This is a genomic window from Streptomyces sp. NPDC001204 (genome assembly GCF_053598035.1).
This window is the reverse complement of record NZ_JBSFJL010000015.1, coordinates 152710-172231: the sequence shown is the minus strand read 5'-3', so window position 1 is coordinate 172231 and position 19522 is coordinate 152710. Positions and strand designations below refer to the sequence as shown.

Below are 19522 nucleotides of genomic sequence, written 5' to 3'. Positions count from 1 at the left end.
TCCGGTGGGAGCGACGACTCCTCCGAGGACGACGCCCCCGCCGCCGACGAGGCACCCTCCACGCGAGAGGCCCCCTCCGGGCGCAACGAGCCTTCCGGTAATGAGGCCTCCGCCACCGTGGCCGGTTCGCACAGCCGAAGTCCTGCTCCGCAGCGCAGGAGTTGCCACAGCGCGCCGCCCGGCCGGGGGCGCGCGGCGCGCGGGATCCGACCGCCGGGGTGGATCAGGAGCACCGCGTCCGGGTGCCGGGCGAGGAGTGCGTCGGCCTCCTCCGCCGAGCGGGCCGGCGGAGCAACCGGGAGCAGGTCCGCCCCGGCCGCGGCGGTCAGGGCCTCCCTCAGCGCCTCCTCCGGTTCCTGGTACGACCCGTACGACCCACCGCCGGGGCCCCCGCCGGCGGCGGTGGCCGGCGGGAGGAAGAGGACCGCCTTCCGCCGCTCCCCGTGCCTGCTCCGCTCACTCCGCATGGGCATCCTCCGTGGTACGGGTGGGAAGCGGGCACCGCGCCTCGAGCTCCGTGCGGGTGCGCACCCCACCGCCGAACATTCCCTCGGCCCGCAACTGACGCAGCCACGCGTCGAGTTCGCGGCTCAATCCGGTGCTCTCCACCGACAGCCGCGCGGCCCGGTCACGCCGGTCGGGGTCGCCCGCCAGCAGAAGCAGCTCTATCTTCAGCGCGATGCAGTACGGGTCCCGCCCGTCCAGCTTCAGCGCCTCCTCGACATAGCCGTACGCCACGTCGAGGTTGGACCGGACCAGCGCGATCCTGGCCTTCCAGTACCAGAACACGGACGACTCGCGGTCCAGCCGGGACGCCTCCAGGGCGCGCTCCGCCTGGTCGGCCTCCCCGCTCTCGACGTGCCGGCGCACCGTGGTGAGCCTGCGCTCCGCACCGCTGCCGCCGCCGGCCTTCGCGCGGGCGGCGGGGCCGGTGACCAGGCGCACCGCGAGGAACAGCACCGCCAGCAGGAACAGCAGCAGCATGCCCACGAGGACCAGGAACTGCCGGACACCCGTGCTTTCGGCGAGGGTGGCGAAGATCCCCAGGATCGCCACGGCGAAGGCCAGCACGACCACGGCCCCGAACAGGGCGGTCGCCTGCGCCGACGTGAGCGTCCGGAACATCCGCCTGCGGATGATGTCGCGCACGAGGTCCCGGTAGAGCAGGTACAGGACACCGAGAGCGATCCCACCAAATCCCGCGATTCCCCCGAGGACTTGGAAGAGTTCGACCATGAAACGGACTGTAGGGCCTACCCCCGCCGTCCGGCAGGCGATTCACACACCTTCTCCGGCAGGTCGCGGCCCGCTCGGTGGTTGTGCGCGGCGCGGATGTGATCGGATGGCGGTTACGGAATCCCGGCAACGGGAACCCTGGCGAAAGGTATGGAACCAACCGTGGCAACCACGCGCACCGCTCACACCGTCTGGGAAGGCAACCTGCTCGAGGGCAACGGCGTCGTCACCTTCGACTCCTCCGGCATCGGCCAGCAGCCGGTGTCCTGGCCGTCGCGCGCCGAGCAGGCGAACGGGAAGACCAGTCCCGAGGAGCTGATCGCAGCCGCCCACTCCAGCTGCTTCTCCATGGCGCTGTCGCACGGCCTCGCCGGCGCCGGCACCCCGCCCACCACCCTGCGGACGAAGGCGGACGTCACCTTCCAGCCGGGCGAGGGCATCACGGGCATTCACCTCAGCGTCGAGGGCACGGTCCCCGGCATCGACAACGACGCGTTCGTCGCCGCGGCCGAGGAAGCCAAGAAGAACTGCCCGGTCAGCCAGGCCCTGACCGGTACGACGATCACCCTGGACGCGAAGCTCGCCTGAGGCGAGACCCACGTCCGACGGTGCCGCGCCCCTCGTCCCGGGCGCGGCACCGGCGTTCCCGGGTAGAGCGGCAGCCGGCGGGTACGCGGCATTGACAACGGCGCACTCAAGTTTTGTGCTGGAGAGCAGGAGGCGCCCGGAAGGGGACGAAGATGGCACGTGCGGTCGGGATCGATCTCGGGACGACGAACTCGGTGGTGGCCCTGCTGGAAGGCGGCGACCCCACCGTCGTCGCCAACGCCGAGGGCGCGCGCACCACGCCGTCGGTCGTGGCGTTCGCCAAGAACGGCGAGGTACTCGTCGGCGAGGTGGCCAAGCGGCAGGCGGTGACGAACGTGGAGCGCACCGCACGCTCGGTCAAGCGCCACATGGGGGACGCGAACTGGCGCTTCCCGGATCAGGGCTCCGTCGACGGCACCCGCTACCGGGCGCAGGAGCTGTCCGCGCGCGTCCTGCAGAAGCTGAAGCGGGACGCGGAGGCCTACCTCGGCGAGGACGTCACGGACGCGGTGATCACCGTGCCGGCGTACTTCGACGACGCCCAGCGGCAGGCGACGAAGGAGGCCGGGGAGATCGCGGGGCTGAAGGTCCTGAGGATCATCAACGAGCCGACGGCCGCCGCGCTCGCCTACGGCCTGGACCGGGGCGAGGAGCAGACCGTGCTCGTCTTCGACCTCGGCGGCGGCACCTTCGACGTCTCCCTGCTGGAGATCGGCGACGGCGTCATCGAGGTCAAGGCCACCAACGGCGACACCCACCTCGGCGGCGACGACTGGGACCAGCGGGTCGTCGAGCACCTGGTCAAGCGGTTCAAGGGCCAGTACGGCGTCGACCTCGGCAACGACAAGATGGCGGTGCAGCGGCTGCGTGAGGCCGCCGAGAAGGCCAAGATCGAGCTGTCGTCGTCCTCCGAGACGACGATCAACCTGCCCTACATCACGGCCTCCGCCGAGGGCCCGCTGCACCTGGACGAGAAGCTGACCCGGGCCCAGTTCCAGGAGCTCACCGCCGATCTGCTGGAGCGCTGCCGCAAGCCCTTCCACCAGGCCGTCAAGGACGCGGGCATCAAGCTCTCGGCCGTCGACCACGTGATCCTCGTCGGTGGCTCCACCCGGATGCCGGCCGTGACCGACCTGGTGCGGGAGCTGACCGGCAAGGACCCGCACAAGGGCGTCAACCCCGACGAGGTGGTGGCCGTGGGCGCCGCCCTCCAGGCGGGCGTGATCCGCGGCGACGTCAAGGACGTCCTCCTCCTCGACGTCACCCCGCTGTCCCTCGGCATCGAGACCAAGGGCGGCATCATGACCAAGCTCATCGAGCGCAACACCACGATCCCGACCCGGCGTTCGGAGATCTTCACCACCGCCACCGACAACCAGCCCTCGGTCGGCATCCAGGTCTACCAGGGCGAACGTGAGATCGCCGCGTACAACAAGAAGCTCGGCGTCTTCGACCTCACCGGTCTGCCGCCCGCTCCGCGCGGGGTGCCGCAGATCGAGGTCGCCTTCGACATCGACGCCAATGGGATCATGCACGTCTCGGCCAAGGACCTCGCCACCGGCCGCGAGCAGAAGATGACCGTGACCGGCGGATCGGCGCTGCCCAAGGACGACATCGACCGCATGATGCGGGAGGCCGAGCAGTACGCCGAGGAGGACCGCAAGCGCCGGGAGAGCGCCGAGACCCGCAACCAGGCCGAGCAGCTCGTCTACCAGACGGAGAACTTCCTCCGCGACAACGGCGACCGCGTGCCCGCCGACACCAAGTCGGAGGTCGAGGCCGCCGCCGCCGAGGTGAAGGCCCTCCTGGAGCAGCAGGCGGAGACCCCCGCGCTGCGCACGGCCATCGACAAACTGGCCTCCGTCAGCCAGCGGATGGGCCAGGCGATGTACGCCCAGGCCCAGCAGAGCGGCACGGAGAGCACCGGACAGCAGACGGCACCGCCCGACGAGGACACGGTGGTGGACGCGGAGATCGTCGACGACGAACGCGACACCAGGGGCGGAGCCGCCTAGCTGGTGCTGCGACCGGGAAGGTTCACCGGCTCGCCGCACCCTTCCGGTCGCAGCACCAGGAACACAGGTCGCCGGCGGCGCGGTTCACAGGTTCTCGCGGTACTTCCGCAGCAGCTCGCGGGTCTGCTCGGCGGTGGCGGCGGCGGCCGTCATGCGGTCCAGGACCTCCAGGTGCGCGGAGACCTCGGTGCGGGAGTCCAGGTACAGGGCACCGGTCAGGTACTCGGTGTAGACCAGGTCGGGCAGTTCCGGCTCGGCGAAGCGGAACAGCGAGAACGGCGCGTACGTCCCAGCGTGCGGTCCCCGCGCGAACTCGGCGACCTGCACCGTCACCCGGTCCCGCTCGGTGTAGTGGAGCAGCTTGTCGAGCTGCTCGCGCATCACCTCGGGGCGGTCGCTCACCGGCCGCCGCAGCACCGTCTCGTCGATGATCACCCACAGGTGCGGCGGATCGGCCCGCTCCAGCAGCTGCTGCCGGGCCATCCGCAGGGACACGTGCCGCTCGACCGCGTCCGGCCTGCGCTGCCCGACCGTCCCCGCCTCCAGCACCGCCCGCGCGTAGCCCTCCGTCTGGAGCAGCCCCGGCACGAAATGCGGCTCGTAGGAGCGGATCAGCCGGGCGGCGCCCTCCAGGCTCACGTACAGGCTGAACCACTCCGGCAGCACGTCGTGGAACCGCTGCCACCAGCCCGGTGCGTTGGCCTCCTCGGCCAGCGCGACGAACGCGGCGGCCGCCTCGTCGCCCACTCCGTAGGCGCTCAGCAGCATCTGCACGTACGGGATCTTCAGGGCGACCTCGGCCGTCTCCATCCGCCGTACCGTCGCGGGGGCCACCCGCAGGACGCGCGCGGCCGCCTCGCGTCCCAGCCCGGCCTTCTCCCGCAGTTCCTGAAGCCGTCTGCCGAGCACCACCTGGCCCACGGTGGGCGCCGCCCGCCGCTCACTCACGCCACGCCTCCCGGCTCTTTCCCGCCCACGACGAGTGAAGGTACTCGACGGTGTCCGGATCGGCGGGCAGGAACGTCTCGATCGCCAGTTCCGCCACCGTCACGTCCATGGGCGTGTTGAAGGTGGAGATGGAGGAGACGAACGACAGTACCCGCCCGTCGTGCTCGATCCGCATCGGCAGCGCGAAGTACGGCGCCTGCCCGGACGGCTCCGCCGTCTCCGGAGCGCTCCGCGGCACCGGGTAGGCCGCCACCTCGTCGTACAGTTCGCACAGCGCGGCCGAGCGGTGCAGCGCGACCTGCCGCTCCATCTGGGCGAGCAGATGCCCGCGCCACTCGCGCAGATTGCGGATGCGCGGCGCCAGACCGTCCGGGTGCAGGGTCAGCCGCATCGCGTTCAGCGGCGCGGCCAGCAGCCGCTCCGGGATGCCCTCCAGCAGCATCGTGATGCCCCGGTTCGCGCTCACCACGTCGTAGGCCGCGTCGACCACCAGCGCCGGATACGGCTCGTATCCCCGGATCAGCCGCTCCAGGCCCTCGCGCAGCGGGCCGAGCGCCGGGTCGTCCAGCGGGGTCTGCCGGTACCTCGGGGCGTAACCGGCGGCCAGCAGCAGGGCGTTGCGCTCCCGCACCGGCACCTCCAGGTGCTCCGCCAGCCGCAGCACCATCTCCTCGCTCGGCCGGGACCGTCCGGTCTCGACGAAGCTGATGTGCCGGGCCGAGGAGTCGGCGCGCAGCGCCAGTTCGAGCTGGCTGATCCGCCGCCGCTCCCGCCAGGACCGCAGCAACGGGCCCACGCCCTGGGCCGCGGGGGCGATGGGGGACACGGTGGTGCCGGACGCGACAATGGCCATACGCACGACCGTAGTCGAGGAGGGGGCGTATGACCGAGCCGTGGAAGCCGTCCTGGGAGGCGACGGCGGTGTACCGCGCCAGAGTGCGCGGCTGCCTGCTGGGCGGCGCCGTCGGGGACGCCCTCGGCTATCCGGTGGAGTTCGACTCCCTGGACCGGATCCGCGCCGTGCACGGCCCGCGCGGCGTGACCGGCCTGGTGCCCGACGGGGACGGCGTGGTGGGCCGTATCACCGACGACACCCAGATGACCCTGTTCACCGTGGAGGGCCTGCGCCAGGCCCACGAGCGCGAGCGGCTGCGGGGCATCGGCGGCGGCTGGCCCCGCCTGGTGCGCTGGGCCTACGAACGCTGGCTGGAGACCCAGCGCAGGCAGGGCCCCGAGGACAGTGAGATGGCCGGGCCCTCCGGGGGCTCCTACGAGGGTCCGCGCGGCGGACTGATCACCGAACGGTGGCTGTACGCCCGCCGCGCCCCCGGAAACGCCTGCCTGTCCGGGCTCGCCCAGGACTTCGTGCCCGATCCGGCGGCCGGACTCGGCCCGCCCGGCCCGGTCAACTCCGACTCCAAGGGCTGCGGCGCCGTGATGCGCTCGGCGCCCTTCGGGCTGACCCGCACCGACCCCGCCACCGCCTTCGGCATGGCCGCCCGCTGCGCCCAGACGACCCACGGCCACCCCACCGGTTACTACGCGGCCGGCGCGCTCGCCGCGATCGTCGCGTACCTCGTGTCCGGGGACTCCGTCGAGGGCGCGGTCCTGCGCGCGCTGCGGCTGCTCGCCCGCCCCGAAGCTCACGGCTCCGCTCGAACACGGGGGACCCCCTACCCCGGGCACGAGGAGACCAGTGCCGCCCTGGAGCAGGCCCTCGACCTGGCCGCACAGGGCACTGCGACGCCCGAGAGGCTTCAGCGGCTCGGCGCCGGATGGGTCGCCGAGGAGGCCCTCGCCATCGGCGTCTACAGCGCCCTGGCCGCCCCGACCGTCGAGGACGCCCTGCTGCTCGCCGTCAACCACTCGGGTGACAGCGACTCCACCGGCTCCATCTGCGGAAACATCCTCGGCGCCCGGCACGGCGACCACGGCCTGCCGCACACCTGGGTGGAACACGTCGAGGGCCGCGCCAGGATCGCCGCCCTGGCGGACGACCTCGCGGCCGAGTGCGTGGCCGGCTGAGCCCAGGGCCTCTCGTTCGGATCACGCCGGGCTCGCGGGGTCCGGCCTGATCCGAACGAAAGACCCTACGGCCCGTTCCGGCCCGGGACGCGGCGGCCCTCCTGTGGCAGTCTGAACGGGAAGGCGAGGTCCAGGAGAGGTCCAGGAAGGGAGCCGGTCCCATGCCCGTCGCACCGCTGTCGCCCAAGGAGATCGAGGACCGGCTGGCCGAACTGCCCGGCTGGTCCGTCGACGGGGACCGCCTCGCCCGTTCCTTCCGGCTCGGTTCGCACTTCGCGGCGACGGCGATGGTCGTGCACATCGCCCAGGTGCAGGAGGAGCTCAACCACCACTCCGACCTGACCCTGGGCTACAACACGGTCTCGCTCAGCGTGAACACCCACAGCGCGGGCGGCGTCGTCACCGAGAAGGACTTCGAACTCGCCCGCATGGTGCAGGACCTCGCACCGGGACACGGGGCGAGCTGAGCGGCCGCCGGGGCGGGGTGGGGGGATCCGCGTGCTGGACTACGACGAGGAAGCCGAGCGCTACGACGCCTCGCGCGGCGGCGAACCGAGAGCGGAGGCCGCGGCGGAGGCCGTCCTCGGCTTCGTGCCGCGGCAGACGCGCGAACTGCTCGACGCGGGCTGCGGCACCGGCATCGTGACGCGCCGCCTCGCCGCCGCCCGCGCCGGCCTTCGGGTGACCGGAGTCGACCGGGCGCCCGTGATGGCCCGGCACGCCGGGGCACGCCTGCCCGGTGCCGTCGTGCTCGCCGACAGCCGCAGCCTGCCCTTCCCCGACGGCCGGTTCGACGCCGTCACCAGCGTGTGGCTGCTGCATCTGGCGCCCGGCCCCGAGGACGCGCGGGCGATCGTCGCCGAGTGCGCCCGGGTGCTCCGGCCCGGCGGGGTGTACATCACCACCGTCGACAAGGCCGCCGCGCACAACGTCGGCAGCGACATCGACGCCGTGCTCGCCTCCCGGCCCCGCCGCCCGGCCCGCGACGACGCCGGCCTCGTCACCGAGTACGCCGCCGCGTACGGCCTGGTCCCGGCCGGACAGGCCCTCTTCCCGGGCCGCGACCAGGGCCGCAGCCCCCGCAGCACCATCGCCGACCTGCGCCGCGGCTGGTTCGTCACGCTGCCGCCGGGCGAACCCCTCGCCGACGCCTTCGCCGCGCGGCTGGCGGTCCTGCCCGACCAGGACCGCCGCCGCCCGGACCCGGTCTTCACCCTGCGGGCGTTCCGCAAGGAGGAACAGCAGGAGTGAAGGAGGAGCGAGGGCGAGTGCGGGGGAGCTTCCGCGAGGGAGAGCAGGAGGAGTGAAGGAGGAGCGAGGGCGAGTGCGGGGGAGTGCGGGGGAGCTTCCGCGAGGGGGAGCAAGGAGCAGGGAGCCGACGGGCCCGGACGAAGGGGCGCGTGCCGCGTCCGGCACGCGCCCCTCCCCCCGTCAGGAGACCGTGCAGGCCTGACCGCCGACCGTGAAGGCGGCCGGTCTGCCGTTGGTCCCCGACCAGCTCCCCGTGAAGCCGAAGCCCACCGAGGAACCGGCCGCCACGGTGCCGTTCCAGCTCACGTTCCGCGCCGTCACCGACGCGCCCGACTGGGAGTAGTCGGCGTTCCACAACTGGGTCACCTTCTGCCCGTTCGGGAAGGACCAGGTGAGCGACCAGCCGTTCCAGGCCGTGGAACCGGTGTTGGTCAGCTGGACGTCGGCCTGGAAGCCGTCGGTCCACTGGTTGGTGACCTTGTACGTCACCGCGCAGGGGCCGGCCGGCGGCGGTGTCGTGCCTCCACCCGAGTCCCCACCGCCCGTGTCTCCTCCGCCCGTGTCCCCGCCGCCGGTGCCGGAGGTGTCGCCGTAGATCACGCCGCGGCCGTTGGTGGAGACGTACACGCGGCCGTATACCCGGGGGTCGCCCGTGATCGCCGCGCCGGTCCAACCCCACTGGTGGGCGTCGTCGTTGATCCGGGTCCAGCTCGCGCCCTTGTCGGTGGAGCGGAAGATGCCCCGCACCCCGCCGATCTTCGCGCTGGTGTACAGCGTCTGGTACGAGGCGCCGCTCGCCGCCTTGCCGAAGCCGATGGTGTCGGCCTGCTCGACGCCCGCCAGCTTGGTGAAGGACGCGCCGCTGTTGGTCGAGTGCCACAGGCCGTACGCGCCGTCGCTCGCGCCGCCCGCCAGCCAGATGTCGCCCTTCGTGCCCGGCAGCGCCTTGAAGCGCACGCTGTCACCGCTGGGCAGACCCGTGGCCGACGAGGCGGTGAAGGTGGCGCCGCCGTCCGAACTCACGTAGAACTTGCCGGACTTGAAGCCGTAGAAGGTCTTCGGATCCACCCGGTCCGACTCCACGACGGCGCCCGCCGGGATCCCGGCCGACGCCGACCACGAGGACCCGAAGCCCGTCGTGTACCGCACGCCCGTGCCCGCCGGACTCCACACGAACCGGCTGCCGTCCGCGGCGGCCGCGACCGTCCCGCCGCCGCTCACGCCCGACGGATCGGTGCCGGCGAACCAGTTGGCGCCGTTGTCGGTCGAGAACCCGATGTGCGCGCCCGAGTCCGTGTCGCCCACCCGCACCACCGTGTTCGGGTTCGTCTCGGCGAAGTCCAGACCGGTGCTCGTGGTGAAGGTGGGGGAGGTGAACATCATCGACGGGACCTTCGCCAGATCCGTGTGCCGGAAGCCGCCGATGTCGCCCAGCGCGCTGAGCAGCGGCGCTCCGGAGGGCGGCGACGCCAGGTCGTTCACCGCGGTCTCCTCCAGGCCCTGCACCATCGGGCGCACGGTGAACTGGCCGCCGCCGTCCCATCCGGTGAGGTTCTCGGTGCCGTAGATCGTCGCGCCCGTGCCGTACATCATCCGGTCGGAGTCGAACGGGTCGATCTCCAGCGCCTCCGTCATCCAGCCCAGCTTCGGGGTCTGTTCGGGCGGTGAGGGGTTGGCGCCGAAGGTCAGCCAGGGTGCGGACGACACGTCCATCGTGTAGCGGTTCGAGCGGTTCGGGTACGACGTGTAGTCCCAGGCCTGCGTCCAGGTCGCGCCGTTGTTGGTGGAGCGGAAGATCTGCGTGTCCGGCCACCAGGAACTGTAGGCCGTCGCCATGACCGTGCCCGGGTGCTGGCGGTCGAGCGTCAGACCGCTGAAGCCGTAGTAGGTGTCGGCCACCGCGACCGGGCTGATGTTGGTCCAGGTGCCGGTCGCGGTCGCGTACCGCCACAACTGGCCCTTGCCGCCGTCGTACGGCCCGCCCGTGTCGCTGTAGGCGAGATACAGGTAGCCGTTCTTCGCGTCCAGCACGCCCTTGTGGGCCAGGTACCCGGTCGGCTGCCCCGGCAGCCGCTGCCAGGTCGCGCCCGCGTCCGTCGAGCGGTACACCGCGTTGTCCTTGTCGGCGACCCCTGCGTAGACGGTCTTCGTCGCGTTGCCCGAGGTGCCCGTGGACTCGTCGAAGGTGACCCAGACGACGCCCTGGTTGTCGCTGGCGTAGCCGGACGTGTCGCTCGGGTCCTGCGCGTAGTTGCCCGGGTTGGTGAAGCTCGTGACCCGCGACCAGGTCGCCCCCGAGTCCGTCGACCGCCACAGGCCCTTGCCGCTGGGCGCGCCCAGGTACAGCACGCTGTTCTTGTTCGGGTCGATCGCCAGCCGCTCGCCCATCCCGCGGCCCGGCATGTTGCCGCCGAGCTTGAACGGCAGGTCGGCCTTTTTCCAGCTCGCGCCCCGGTCGGTGGAGCGCAGCACGGCGCCGTTGCCCGGGTCCCAGCTGTTGGTGTACGTGCCGACGGCGGCGTACACCCGGTCGGGGGCGGCGGAGTCGGAGGCGAGGGAGACGACGCCGGTGTGGCCCCAGTCGTCCCAGCCGACCGAGTCCAGCAGCGGGGTCCAGGTCTTCGTCGACTGCTGCCAGCGGTAGGCGCCGCCGATGTCGGTGCGGGCGTAGACCAGGTTCTTCTCACTGCGGTTGAACACGATGCCGGGGACGAAGCCGCCCCCGTCGATGCGGGCGTTCTTCCAGGTGTACGTGTCCGCCGCGACCGCGGTCGGTGCGGCGGGCCGGGCCGCCGCGGACGGGGCGCCGGCGAGCAGTCCGGCGGCGAGTGCGAACACGGCCGTCAGGACACGGGCGGTGCGGGGGGTTCTTCGCACGGTGGGGCTCCTCTCGACGGAGGGCAGGAGGCAGGAGCGGGAAGGACGTGACGACCGGGCGGCTCCCCCCGTGAGGGAGCCGCCCGGTCGGGGTCCCGTCGGCGGATGACGGGCCCCGGTACACGGAGCGTTCAGCGGGGACTTATTCGAGGAGCTCCGCGTACGAACCCATGGCGAGGGCGATGTCCGCCTGCGCCCAGAACCGGTGGTAGGTGAAGACCGGGGCCGCGCCGCCCTTGAGGTAGGACTCGATCTTCGACCAGGCCGGGTCGTTCTTGTAGAAGGAACGGATCGAGGCGAACGTCGACGAGGAGTCGATCTTGTCGCCGTTCGGCATCGTGCCGGTCCAGCCGTTGGGCACGTACACCTTGTCGCCGAACCGGCTGTAGTCGGTGCGGGTCTCCGGGACGGCGATGCCCAGGCTGTCCTGGTTGTTGTTCCACATGCCGTCCAGCAGCGCCTTCGCCGTCGACTTGGCCTGCGCGTCCCCGGACCTGGCGGCGTAGTACGTCAGGGTCTTGGCGTACGCGGCGGCCACACCGACGTCGTTGGTGTAGTCGGCGACGGTGACGTGCAGCCCGCTGTTGGAGCCGGGGGAGGAGGCGTTCCAGGTGTCCGGCTGACCCGACCACTGGAGCGTGGAGGGGATCTGGAAGGTGCCGTTGGGGTTGACCGTGGTCTTGGACAGCGCCCACTTGACCCACTTGTCGAGCACCGTCTTCGCGGCGGCGTCACCCGTCTGCTGGTAGTACTCGGCGACCCGCTCCATCGACCAGGCCTGGAAGCCGAACCACTGGTTGGACGGCGGGTCGTGGTAGACCGGCTGCCAGTCGTAGTACATGCCGTAGAAGGTCGACGTGCCGGCCGGCGGGGTGGCGTAACGGCCCTGCCAGCTGTTGGTCGCGCCGCCCGCGATGGCGCCCTCGGAGGACTGGAGCCACCGGTAGAACTCCAGTTGCCGCTGGAGCGACTTGCTCCAGTCCGCCACGCCCGTCGCCGACTTGGGCTTCAGGTCGGCGTTGCTGCTCAGCGCGTACGCGGCGAGCGGGTTCTGGTAGCCGCCGTGTACGTGGCTGGAGCCGATGCGCCAGGCCCAGCCCGCCGAGGTGTCGGTAGCCCCGCCCCAGGCGTAGTACCAGGAGAGCAGGTAGTGCGAGGCGTCCTTGCCGGTGCCGGCGGGGCAGGAGGAGGGCCCGACACAGTTGCCGATCTTCTTGAAGTACTTGTCGTACATCGAGTACCGCAGGTAGTCGCCCATCTTCGCCGCCTTGGCGACGGTGGCCGACACATCGGCTCCCTTGCCCTGCGCCCTTGCCCACAGGTCGGCCCAGTACGCGGCCTGGACGGCGCGCGCGTCGGCGTCGGGGGCGTCGGTGTACTTCCACTGCTTGGCGTAGGAGTCGTCACCGGTGAACAGGTCCAGATAGCCGTTCTTGCCGCCGTACTTGAAGGCGTCGCAGGTGGTCTGCGGCACCGTCTCCCAGACCGACTCCTCGGCGCCGCGCTGGAAGGTGTTGATGTACGACGGTCCCTTGGCCGTGGGGCCGGCCTCGCACTGACCGCCCGGCGTGTTGCCGTAGCCGTAGACGTTGTCGACGTCCTCGATCCAGTGCATGCCGTAGATGTCGTCCGTGCCGTAGGCGGACTTCAGCTCGGACGCGATCGGGTCAGGACCCACCGACACCCCGGAGTCGAGCTTCGCCGGGTACTGGTTGGGCGTGTCCAGCTCGGGCGCGTACGTCGCCGGCTTGGAGGCGGTGTAGAAGGAGTTGGTCGGCTGGTCGGCGTGGGTGGGGATCATGTACTTCTCCATGATCGACCAGGCGCCGTTGAACTTGGACCAGTCGCCCGTCACCTTGCCGTACATGGCCTGGAGCCACAGGAGGTAGCTGTACGCCTCCGACGTGGTCTCGTGGCCGTGGTCGGGCGCCTCCACGATCAGCGTCTCCACCGAGTGGTAGGGGATGCCGTCGGGGGAGAAGTACCCGTTCGCCGGGTTGGTGATCTTCCCGTACAGGTCCAGGAAGCGGGCGTCGTACGTCTTGGAGGCGGCCAGCTCCGTCACGGTGACCGTGGCCTTGGTGTAGCCGGTCGCCGAGGCCGTGAAGACCGCCGAGCCGGTGCCCGAGGAGTCCGCGGTGACGGTCACCTTCTGCGCGGTGTTCCAGTTGGCCGGTGTGAAGGTGAGCGAGGAACCGCCGGTCACCGACAGGCCCGTGTTGCCGGACGTACGGGTGACCCCGACCGTCACATTGGAACTGGGCTGGCCCGACAGTTTGACGTCGAAGGTCCCCGACTTGCCCTGCTGCACGCCGAGTTGGGTGGGTGAGGCGACCACCGCGGGGCCCGAGGCGACCGTGATGCCGACCGGCGTGGACTCCGCGGAGGCGCCGAGGCTGTCGTACGCCTTCGCCACCAGCGAATGACTGCCCACGGTCAAATTGGAGACCGAGAGCGAGTAGGGCGCGCTCGTGTCCGTGCCCAGCAGGGTCGTGTCGTCGTAGAACTCGATCTTGGTGATGCTCGCGTTGTCGGCCGCCGCCGCGGTCGCCGCGAGCGGTACGGCGGCGCCCTGGCTGTAGACCGCGCCCGCGGACGGGCTGGTCAGCACCGTCACCGGGGGCTGATGCGCGCCGGCGCAGGTGGTGCCGTTGACCGCGAAGCTCGTCGGCGCGGTGTTGGTGCCGCTGTAGCTGAACTGGGCACCGGCGTTCACGGCGCTTCCGGCGGCGATCGTCCCGTTGTACGACTCGTTCTTCACGGTGATCGTCTGGCCGGACTGCGACCAGATGCCGTTCCAGCCGTTGCTGAGCTTCTGGTTGCCCGAGTAGCCGTAGGTCAGGGTCCAGCCGTTGATGACGTCCGTACCGCGGTTGGTGATGGTCAGATCCGCGGTGAAGCCGGAGCCCCAGTCGTTGGTCTTGTAGTCCACGCTGCACTGAAGGGCCGCCGCGTGCGCGGTGGTCGACCCTGTCGACAGCATGGTGAGCGGAAGCGCGAGGGCCGCCACGATGGCGGTCCACAGCCGCCGCACGCCGCGGCGTCTGCGTCGGGGATGCATGTGCTGGTTCCTCCTTGCGGCTCGGGGGAGGTGGGGGAGGAGCGTCAAGCCGTGAACCAGTGGGAGCGCTCCCATAGTGCGGACGGGTGTCCAGGGGGTCAAGGTCCTTGAAGAGTCGAAAAGATTCGACGCCGGTCAACCTCCTTTAAAGGGTGTTGAGTTGAGGAAGTTCGACAAAAGTTCGCACCCCCTCTGTCCTTCGCCGTCACTTGCCGCTACCTTCACTCGAACCAGTGGGAGCGATTCCATCAGTCGACGCGGCCGTCACGGCGCGCCAGAGCTGCAAGGAGTCGCTCATGCGACACCCCCCGCGTTCAGTCCTTTTAGCCATCGCCGGTGCGGTCGCGCTCCTCGGGAGCGTGGTCGTGCCGGCGGTCACGGCGCACGGAGCCGCACCCGCGTGCACGGTGGAGTACACCGTCACCAATCAGTGGGACGTCGGCTTCCAGGGCGACGTGAAGATAACCAACAACCAGGCTCCGATGAGCAGTTGGAGTATCACCTTCGACTTCGCGGGCGGTCAGAAGGTCACCCAGGGCTGGAATGCGAAGTGGTCCCAGTCCGGTACGACGGTGACCGCCGCCAACGAGAGCTACAACGGCTCGCTGGGCACCGGCGCGAGTGTCAGCGCGGGTTTCCTAGGCTCCAAGTCGGGGAGCAATCCCGTGCCGACGGCGTTCAAGCTCAACGGCACCACCTGCAACGTCGACTCGGAGCCGTCCACACCTCCGACGGATCCGCCGCCGACCGGTGACGGCAAGGCACCCGCCCTGCACGTCTCGGGCACCAAGCTGGTCGACGCCGCCGGGAAGAACCGCCGGCTGCTCGGGGTCAACCGCTCCGGCGGCGAGTTCATGTGCGTCCAGGGCTACGGCATCTGGGACGGCCCCGTGGACGACGCCGCGATCAAGGCGATCGCCGACTGGAAGGCGAACGCCGTCCGTATCCCCCTCAACGAGGAGTGCTGGCTGGGTCTTTCCAACATCAAACCGCAGTACGCGGGCGCCAACTACATCAGCGCGGTCAAGGAGCTGGTGGCCCGGGTCGAGGCGTACGGCATGACCCCGATCGTCGAACTGCACTGGACGTACGGCCAGTACACCGGCAACTCGGCGGGCTGCTCCGACGTCCACGCCACCTGCCAGAAGCCGATGCCCGACGCCCAGTACACCCCGTCGTTCTGGTCCTCGGTCGCCAGCACCTTCAAGGGTGACCAGGCCGTCGTCTTCGACCTGTTCAACGAGCCCTATCCGGACCGGGCGACCTCCAGTCTCACCGACGCCTGGCAGTGCTGGCGCGACGGCGGCACCTGTCCGGGCATCGGGTACCAGGTCGCCGGCATGCAGAGCCTCGTCGACTCGATCCGCGGTGCCGGGGCCAAGAACGTCATCCTCGCCGGTGGTCTCGCGTACTCCAACGACCTCGGCCAGTGGCTCACCTACCGGCCCAGCGACCCGACCGGCAATCTGGGCGCCTCCTACCACGTCTACAACTTCAACACCTGCTCCAGCGCGAGCTGCTGGAACTCCACCCTCGCCCCGGTCGCGGCCCAGGTGCCGCTGGTGGCCGGGGAGATCGGCGAGAACACCTGCTCGCACGGATTCATCGACCAGGTCATGAAGTGGTTCGACGACCGTGGCCTGTCCTACCTGGGCTGGACCTGGAACACCTGGGACTGCTCCTCCGGGCCGTCCCTGATCTCCGCCTACGACGGTACGCCCACGGCGTTCGGCGCCGGGCTGCGCGACCACCTGCGCGCCCTCAGCCCCTGAGTCCCTCCCCGCACGTCCGAGTCCGCGACTCCACGTCCACAACCACCGAGTCCGCACGTCTCTTTCCGAAAGGCCGCAAGTCCGAAAGTCCCCCATCCGCAAGTCACGTTGGAAAGAAGGAGCACTTCGCACTCATGAGCCGCACCAGAACATCGATACTCGCCGCCATGGCCCTGGTGGCCGGGGCCACGGGGACGGCGCTGACCGCCGCACCCGCCAGTGCCGCCGTCCCCTGTACCGTCGACTACAAGGTCAACCAGTGGGACAGCGGCTTCACCGCCGATGTCACCGTCAAGAACAACGGCGCCGCCAAGTCGAGTTGGTCGCTGAAGTGGACCTACGCCGGTAACCAGAAGGTCACCAGTGGCTGGAACGCGAAGATCAGCCAGAGCGGTGCCAACGTCACCGCGGCCAACGAGAGCTACAACGGCAGCCTTCCCACGGGCGGTTCCGTCAACTTCGGCTTCCAGGGCACCTACAGCGGCACCAACGCGATCCCGGCCGCCTTCACCCTCGACGGTGTCACCTGCAACGTCGACAGCGGTGGCGGCGACCCCGGCGGCGGTGACCCGGGCGGCGGCAACGGAAGCCGGGTCGACAACCCGTACGCCGGCGCCAAGGTGTACGTGAACCCGGAGTGGTCCGCGAAGGCCGCCGCGGAGCCGGGCGGCAGCCGCGTCTCCAGCCAGCCCACCGGCGTCTGGCTCGACCGCATCGCCGCGATCAACGGCGTGAACGGCGGCATGGGTCTGCGCGCCCACCTCGACGAGGCCCTGAAGCAGAAGGGCAGCGGCGAAGAGGTCATCCAGGTCGTCGTCTACGACCTGCCGGGACGCGACTGCGCGGCCCTCGCCTCCAACGGCGAGCTCGGCCCGACGGAGATCGACAAGTACAAGACCCAGTTCATCGACCCGATCGCGGCCATCCTCGGCGACTCCAAGTACTCCTCGCTGCGGATCGTCACCACCATCGAGATCGACTCGCTGCCGAACCTGGTCACCAACACCAGCGGCCGCGCCACCGCCACACCGCAGTGCGACACCATGAAGGCCAACGGCAACTACGTCAAGGGCGTCGGCTACGCACTGGCCAAGCTCGGCAAGATCCCGAACGTCTACAACTACATCGACGCCGGGCACCACGGCTGGATCGGCTGGGACGACAACTTCGGCCCGTCGGCCGACATCTTCAAGCAGGCGGCCACCAGCGAGGGCGCGTCCGTCAACGACGTGACCGGCTTCATCACCAACACGGCCAACTACAGCGCGCTGAAGGAGAACAACTTCACGATCAACGACCAGGTCAACGGGGTCTCGGTGCGCCAGTCCAAGTGGGTGGACTGGAACCAGTACGTCGACGAGCTGTCGTTCGCGCAGGCCTTCCGCAACAAGCTCGTCTCGGTCGGCTTCAACTCCAACATCGGCATGCTGATCGACACCTCCAGGAACGGCTGGGGCGGATCGGCGCGTCCGGCCGGTCCGGGTGCCAAGACCAGCGTGGACACCTATGTCGACGGCGGGCGCTACGACCGTCGCATCAACACGGGCAACTGGTGCAACCAGGCGGGTGCCGGTCTCGGTGAGCGCCCGCAGGCGGCGCCGGCCGCCGGTATCGACGCCTACGTGTGGATGAAGCCTCCGGGGGAGTCCGACGGTTCCAGCTCGGCCATCCCGAACGACGAGGGCAAGGGCTTCGACCGCATGTGCGACCCGACCTACGGGGGCAACGCCCGCAACGGCAACAGCGCGTCGGGCGCGCTGGCGAACGCTCCGGTCTCCGGGCACTGGTTCTCCGCCCAGTTCCAGGAGCTGATGAAGAACGCGTACCCGCCTCTGCCGTGATCTGAGGCGATCTGCCGGGGCCGGCCCTGCCGGGCGGCCCCGGTGGGCGGCGAACGGCTCCTCCCCGCGGCCGGGGGGCACACGCCCCCCGGCCGTTTTGCCGCCTCGGCAACAGGAGTGGCCCTCTCCCGGTGCGTCGGCGCAGGCTGGCCGCACCGGACAAGAGAGGCTGATCAGATGGCGCACCTACCCCACGGACACCACGACCACGAGGGGGCTCACCCCGGCCGGCACGACCACCACGGCCACGGCCACGGTCACACCGACATCGACTGGTCCGTCATGGCTCCGCTGCTCGAAGCCCAGGCGGAGCTGTTCGCGCCCCTGTACGGGAAGGTCATGGCGTGGCTGGGGGAGCAGGCGCCCGAGCCCGGCCTGGTCGTCGACGCCGGCAGCGGGCCGGGTGTGATCTCCGGCCTCTTCGCCGAGGCGTTCCCGAGCGCGCGGGTCGTCGCGGTGGACGGTTCCGAGCCGCTGCTGGAGCGGGCCCGGGCCCGGGCCGCCCGCCTCGGCCTGGCCGATCGCCTCGGCACACTCACCGGTGAACTCCCCAACGTGCTGGATGAGTTGGAATACCCGGCGGACCTGCTGTGGGCCGGCAACAGCCTGCACCACCTGGGCGACCAGCGGGCCGCCCTCGCCGCGTTCGCGGAACGGCTGGCGCCCGGCGGCACGCTCGCCCTGCTGGAGGGCGGTCTGCCCGCCCGGTTCCTGCCCCGCGACCTCGGCATCGGCCGGCCGGGCCTCCAGGCGCGTCTCGACGTGGTGCAGGAGGACTGGTTCGCGCGCATGCGGGCGGAGTTGCCGGGCTCGGTCGCCGAGACCGAGGACTGGCCGGCGCTGCTGGCGTCCGCGGGACTGAAGCCCAGCGGCACCCGCAGCTTCCTGCTCGACCTGCCCGCCCCGGTCTCCGATCCGGCCCGGGCCTACGTCGCCGCCGACCTGAACCGGCTCCGCGAGTCCCTGGAGAGCGGCGTCGACGACGAGGACCGTGCCACCCTCGACCGGCTCCTCGACCCCGAGGACGAGGCGAGCGTGCACCGCAGGAGCGACCTCTTCGTGCTCAAGGCGTACACGGTGTACACGGGGGTGCGGACCGGCTGAGCCGCAGGGGCACGGCGGGTGCCCGGCGCCGGGCACCGGGTGGCCGTCACCGGGCGCGGCGGGCGGCGGCTCCGTGACTTCGCCGGGGCGGATCGTGCTGGTCGGCAGGGGCGTGGGGGTGACCCTGACGCCGGCCCGACTGAGCCGACCCGCCCTCCTGGCTCAGTTGGCGGCGATGAACTCCCTCGCCAGCCGCTCGCCGAGCGCGACCGCCGCGCTGTGGCTCTCGATCGGCGAGGCCCGGGAGTTCCTGAACAGGATGTACGTCACGCCGGAGTCGACGCCGCCGGTGACCGGGTCCGGGTTGATGCCGAGGGCCTTGGCGGTGGCGTACGAGGCCTCACCGATGATCTTCGAGGGGCCGGTGTCGCCGACGACCGCGTACTCGACCCTGTTGTTGTGGATCACGGCCACCACGCTGCCGCCGCTGATGCCGGATCCGGCGTAGTTCCAGATGCCGCTCGGGCTCGGGACCACGACGTACGGCAGCGACTCGGACTTGAGCGGCCGGCCGTCGGACTGGTGGAAGGCCGTGTCGTTCTGGAACCAGGGGTCGATTCTCTCGTTGCAGTGGGTGGTGCGCTGGCCGTCGCAGTCGATGTCCATGTCGGCCTTCCAGAACACCGCACCGTTCTTGCCGCACACGGGGACCGTGGCCGAAGCGCCCGCATCCGTGCGGTACTTGCCGTTGGATATCTGCCGGCAGGTCTTCACCTTGGCGAGCAGGTCGGCGGCGCCGACCGAGCCCTCCCGTTCGGACCGGGGTCCGGCGGCGCCGGAGGCGTGCGCGGGGAGCATTCCCGT

Annotated in this window: 14 protein-coding genes; 8 read left to right on the top strand and 6 right to left on the bottom strand. The window is 70.7% G+C overall.

All coding sequences use genetic code 11. The features are described 5' to 3' along the window. Window positions 1-456: 456 nt before the first annotated feature. On the bottom strand, window positions 457-1236 hold the full coding sequence (locus ACWC91_RS21795; protein WP_225079643.1) for a tetratricopeptide repeat protein: 780 nt from the start codon (window positions 1234-1236) through the stop codon (window positions 457-459). A gap of 162 nt (window positions 1237-1398) precedes the next feature. Here ACWC91_RS21795 and ACWC91_RS21790 point away from each other — a divergent pair, with 162 nt between their 5' ends. Both ACWC91_RS21790 and dnaK read left to right on the top strand, forming a co-directional pair. Further along, complete coding sequence (locus tag ACWC91_RS21790; protein WP_141356703.1) at window positions 1399-1824, top strand: OsmC family protein; 426 nt, start codon at window positions 1399-1401, stop codon at window positions 1822-1824. A 152-nt stretch (window positions 1825-1976) separates the two neighbouring features. Beyond that, a complete protein-coding gene (gene dnaK / locus ACWC91_RS21785) occupies window positions 1977-3839 on the top strand; it encodes a molecular chaperone DnaK (RefSeq protein ID WP_225079644.1) in 1863 nt (620 codons plus the stop codon). Between the two features lie 84 nt (window positions 3840-3923). On the opposite strand, the gene ACWC91_RS21780 is transcribed toward dnaK, so the two are convergent. Further along, entirely contained in the window at window positions 3924-4787 is an 864-nt protein-coding gene (locus ACWC91_RS21780) for a helix-turn-helix domain-containing protein (RefSeq protein WP_225079645.1), read from the bottom strand. Further along, on the bottom strand, window positions 4780-5640 hold the full coding sequence (locus ACWC91_RS21775) for a helix-turn-helix domain-containing protein (RefSeq protein WP_450643661.1): 861 nt from the start codon (window positions 5638-5640) through the stop codon (window positions 4780-4782). Before ACWC91_RS21775 ends, ACWC91_RS21780 begins: the two co-directional genes overlap by 8 nt. 29 nt (window positions 5641-5669) lie before the next feature. Between ACWC91_RS21775 and ACWC91_RS21770 the strand changes: the two genes are divergently transcribed. The 3 genes from ACWC91_RS21770 (at window position 5670) to ACWC91_RS21760 (ending at window position 8063) form a co-directional block, all read left to right on the top strand. Then, on the top strand, window positions 5670-6812 hold the full coding sequence (locus tag ACWC91_RS21770; protein WP_225079647.1) for an ADP-ribosylglycohydrolase family protein: 1143 nt from the start codon (window positions 5670-5672) through the stop codon (window positions 6810-6812). A 161-nt stretch (window positions 6813-6973) separates the two neighbouring features. Further along, window positions 6974-7279, top strand: coding sequence for a 4a-hydroxytetrahydrobiopterin dehydratase (locus tag ACWC91_RS21765; protein WP_225079648.1), 306 nt, complete (start codon window positions 6974-6976; stop codon window positions 7277-7279). Window positions 7280-7310: 31 nt separating this feature from the next. Beyond that, complete coding sequence (locus tag ACWC91_RS21760; protein ID WP_450643662.1) at window positions 7311-8063, top strand: class I SAM-dependent methyltransferase; 753 nt, start codon at window positions 7311-7313, stop codon at window positions 8061-8063. A gap of 180 nt (window positions 8064-8243) precedes the next feature. Here ACWC91_RS21760 and ACWC91_RS21755 read toward each other — a convergent pair whose 3' ends face one another. Both ACWC91_RS21755 and ACWC91_RS21750 read right to left on the bottom strand, forming a co-directional pair. Then, window positions 8244-10940: a cellulose binding domain-containing protein gene (locus ACWC91_RS21755; protein ID WP_450643663.1), complete on the bottom strand. Its 2697-nt coding sequence runs from the start codon at window positions 10938-10940 to the stop codon at window positions 8244-8246. A 142-nt stretch (window positions 10941-11082) separates the two neighbouring features. Next, entirely contained in the window at window positions 11083-14001 is a 2919-nt protein-coding gene (locus ACWC91_RS21750; RefSeq protein ID WP_225079651.1) for a glycoside hydrolase family 48 protein, read from the bottom strand. 296 nt (window positions 14002-14297) lie between these two features. Between ACWC91_RS21750 and ACWC91_RS21745 the strand changes: the two genes are divergently transcribed. The 3 genes from ACWC91_RS21745 to ACWC91_RS21735 all read left to right on the top strand — a co-directional run bounded on the left by ACWC91_RS21745 (window position 14298) and on the right by ACWC91_RS21735 (window position 18718). Further along, entirely contained in the window at window positions 14298-15773 is a 1476-nt protein-coding gene (locus ACWC91_RS21745; protein ID WP_450643215.1) for a cellulose binding domain-containing protein, read from the top strand. Window positions 15774-15907: 134 nt separating this feature from the next. Continuing rightward, complete coding sequence (locus tag ACWC91_RS21740; RefSeq protein ID WP_450643214.1) at window positions 15908-17614, top strand: glycoside hydrolase family 6 protein; 1707 nt, start codon at window positions 15908-15910, stop codon at window positions 17612-17614. Between the two features lie 177 nt (window positions 17615-17791). Then, window positions 17792-18718, top strand: a complete 927-nt coding sequence (locus ACWC91_RS21735; RefSeq protein ID WP_450643213.1) for a class I SAM-dependent methyltransferase — start codon at window positions 17792-17794, stop codon at window positions 18716-18718. A 162-nt stretch (window positions 18719-18880) separates the two neighbouring features. Here ACWC91_RS21735 and ACWC91_RS21730 read toward each other — a convergent pair whose 3' ends face one another. Then, window positions 18881-19516, bottom strand: coding sequence for a glycoside hydrolase family 75 protein (locus ACWC91_RS21730; RefSeq protein WP_450643218.1), 636 nt, complete (start codon window positions 19514-19516; stop codon window positions 18881-18883). Window positions 19517-19522 lie beyond the last annotated feature (6 nt).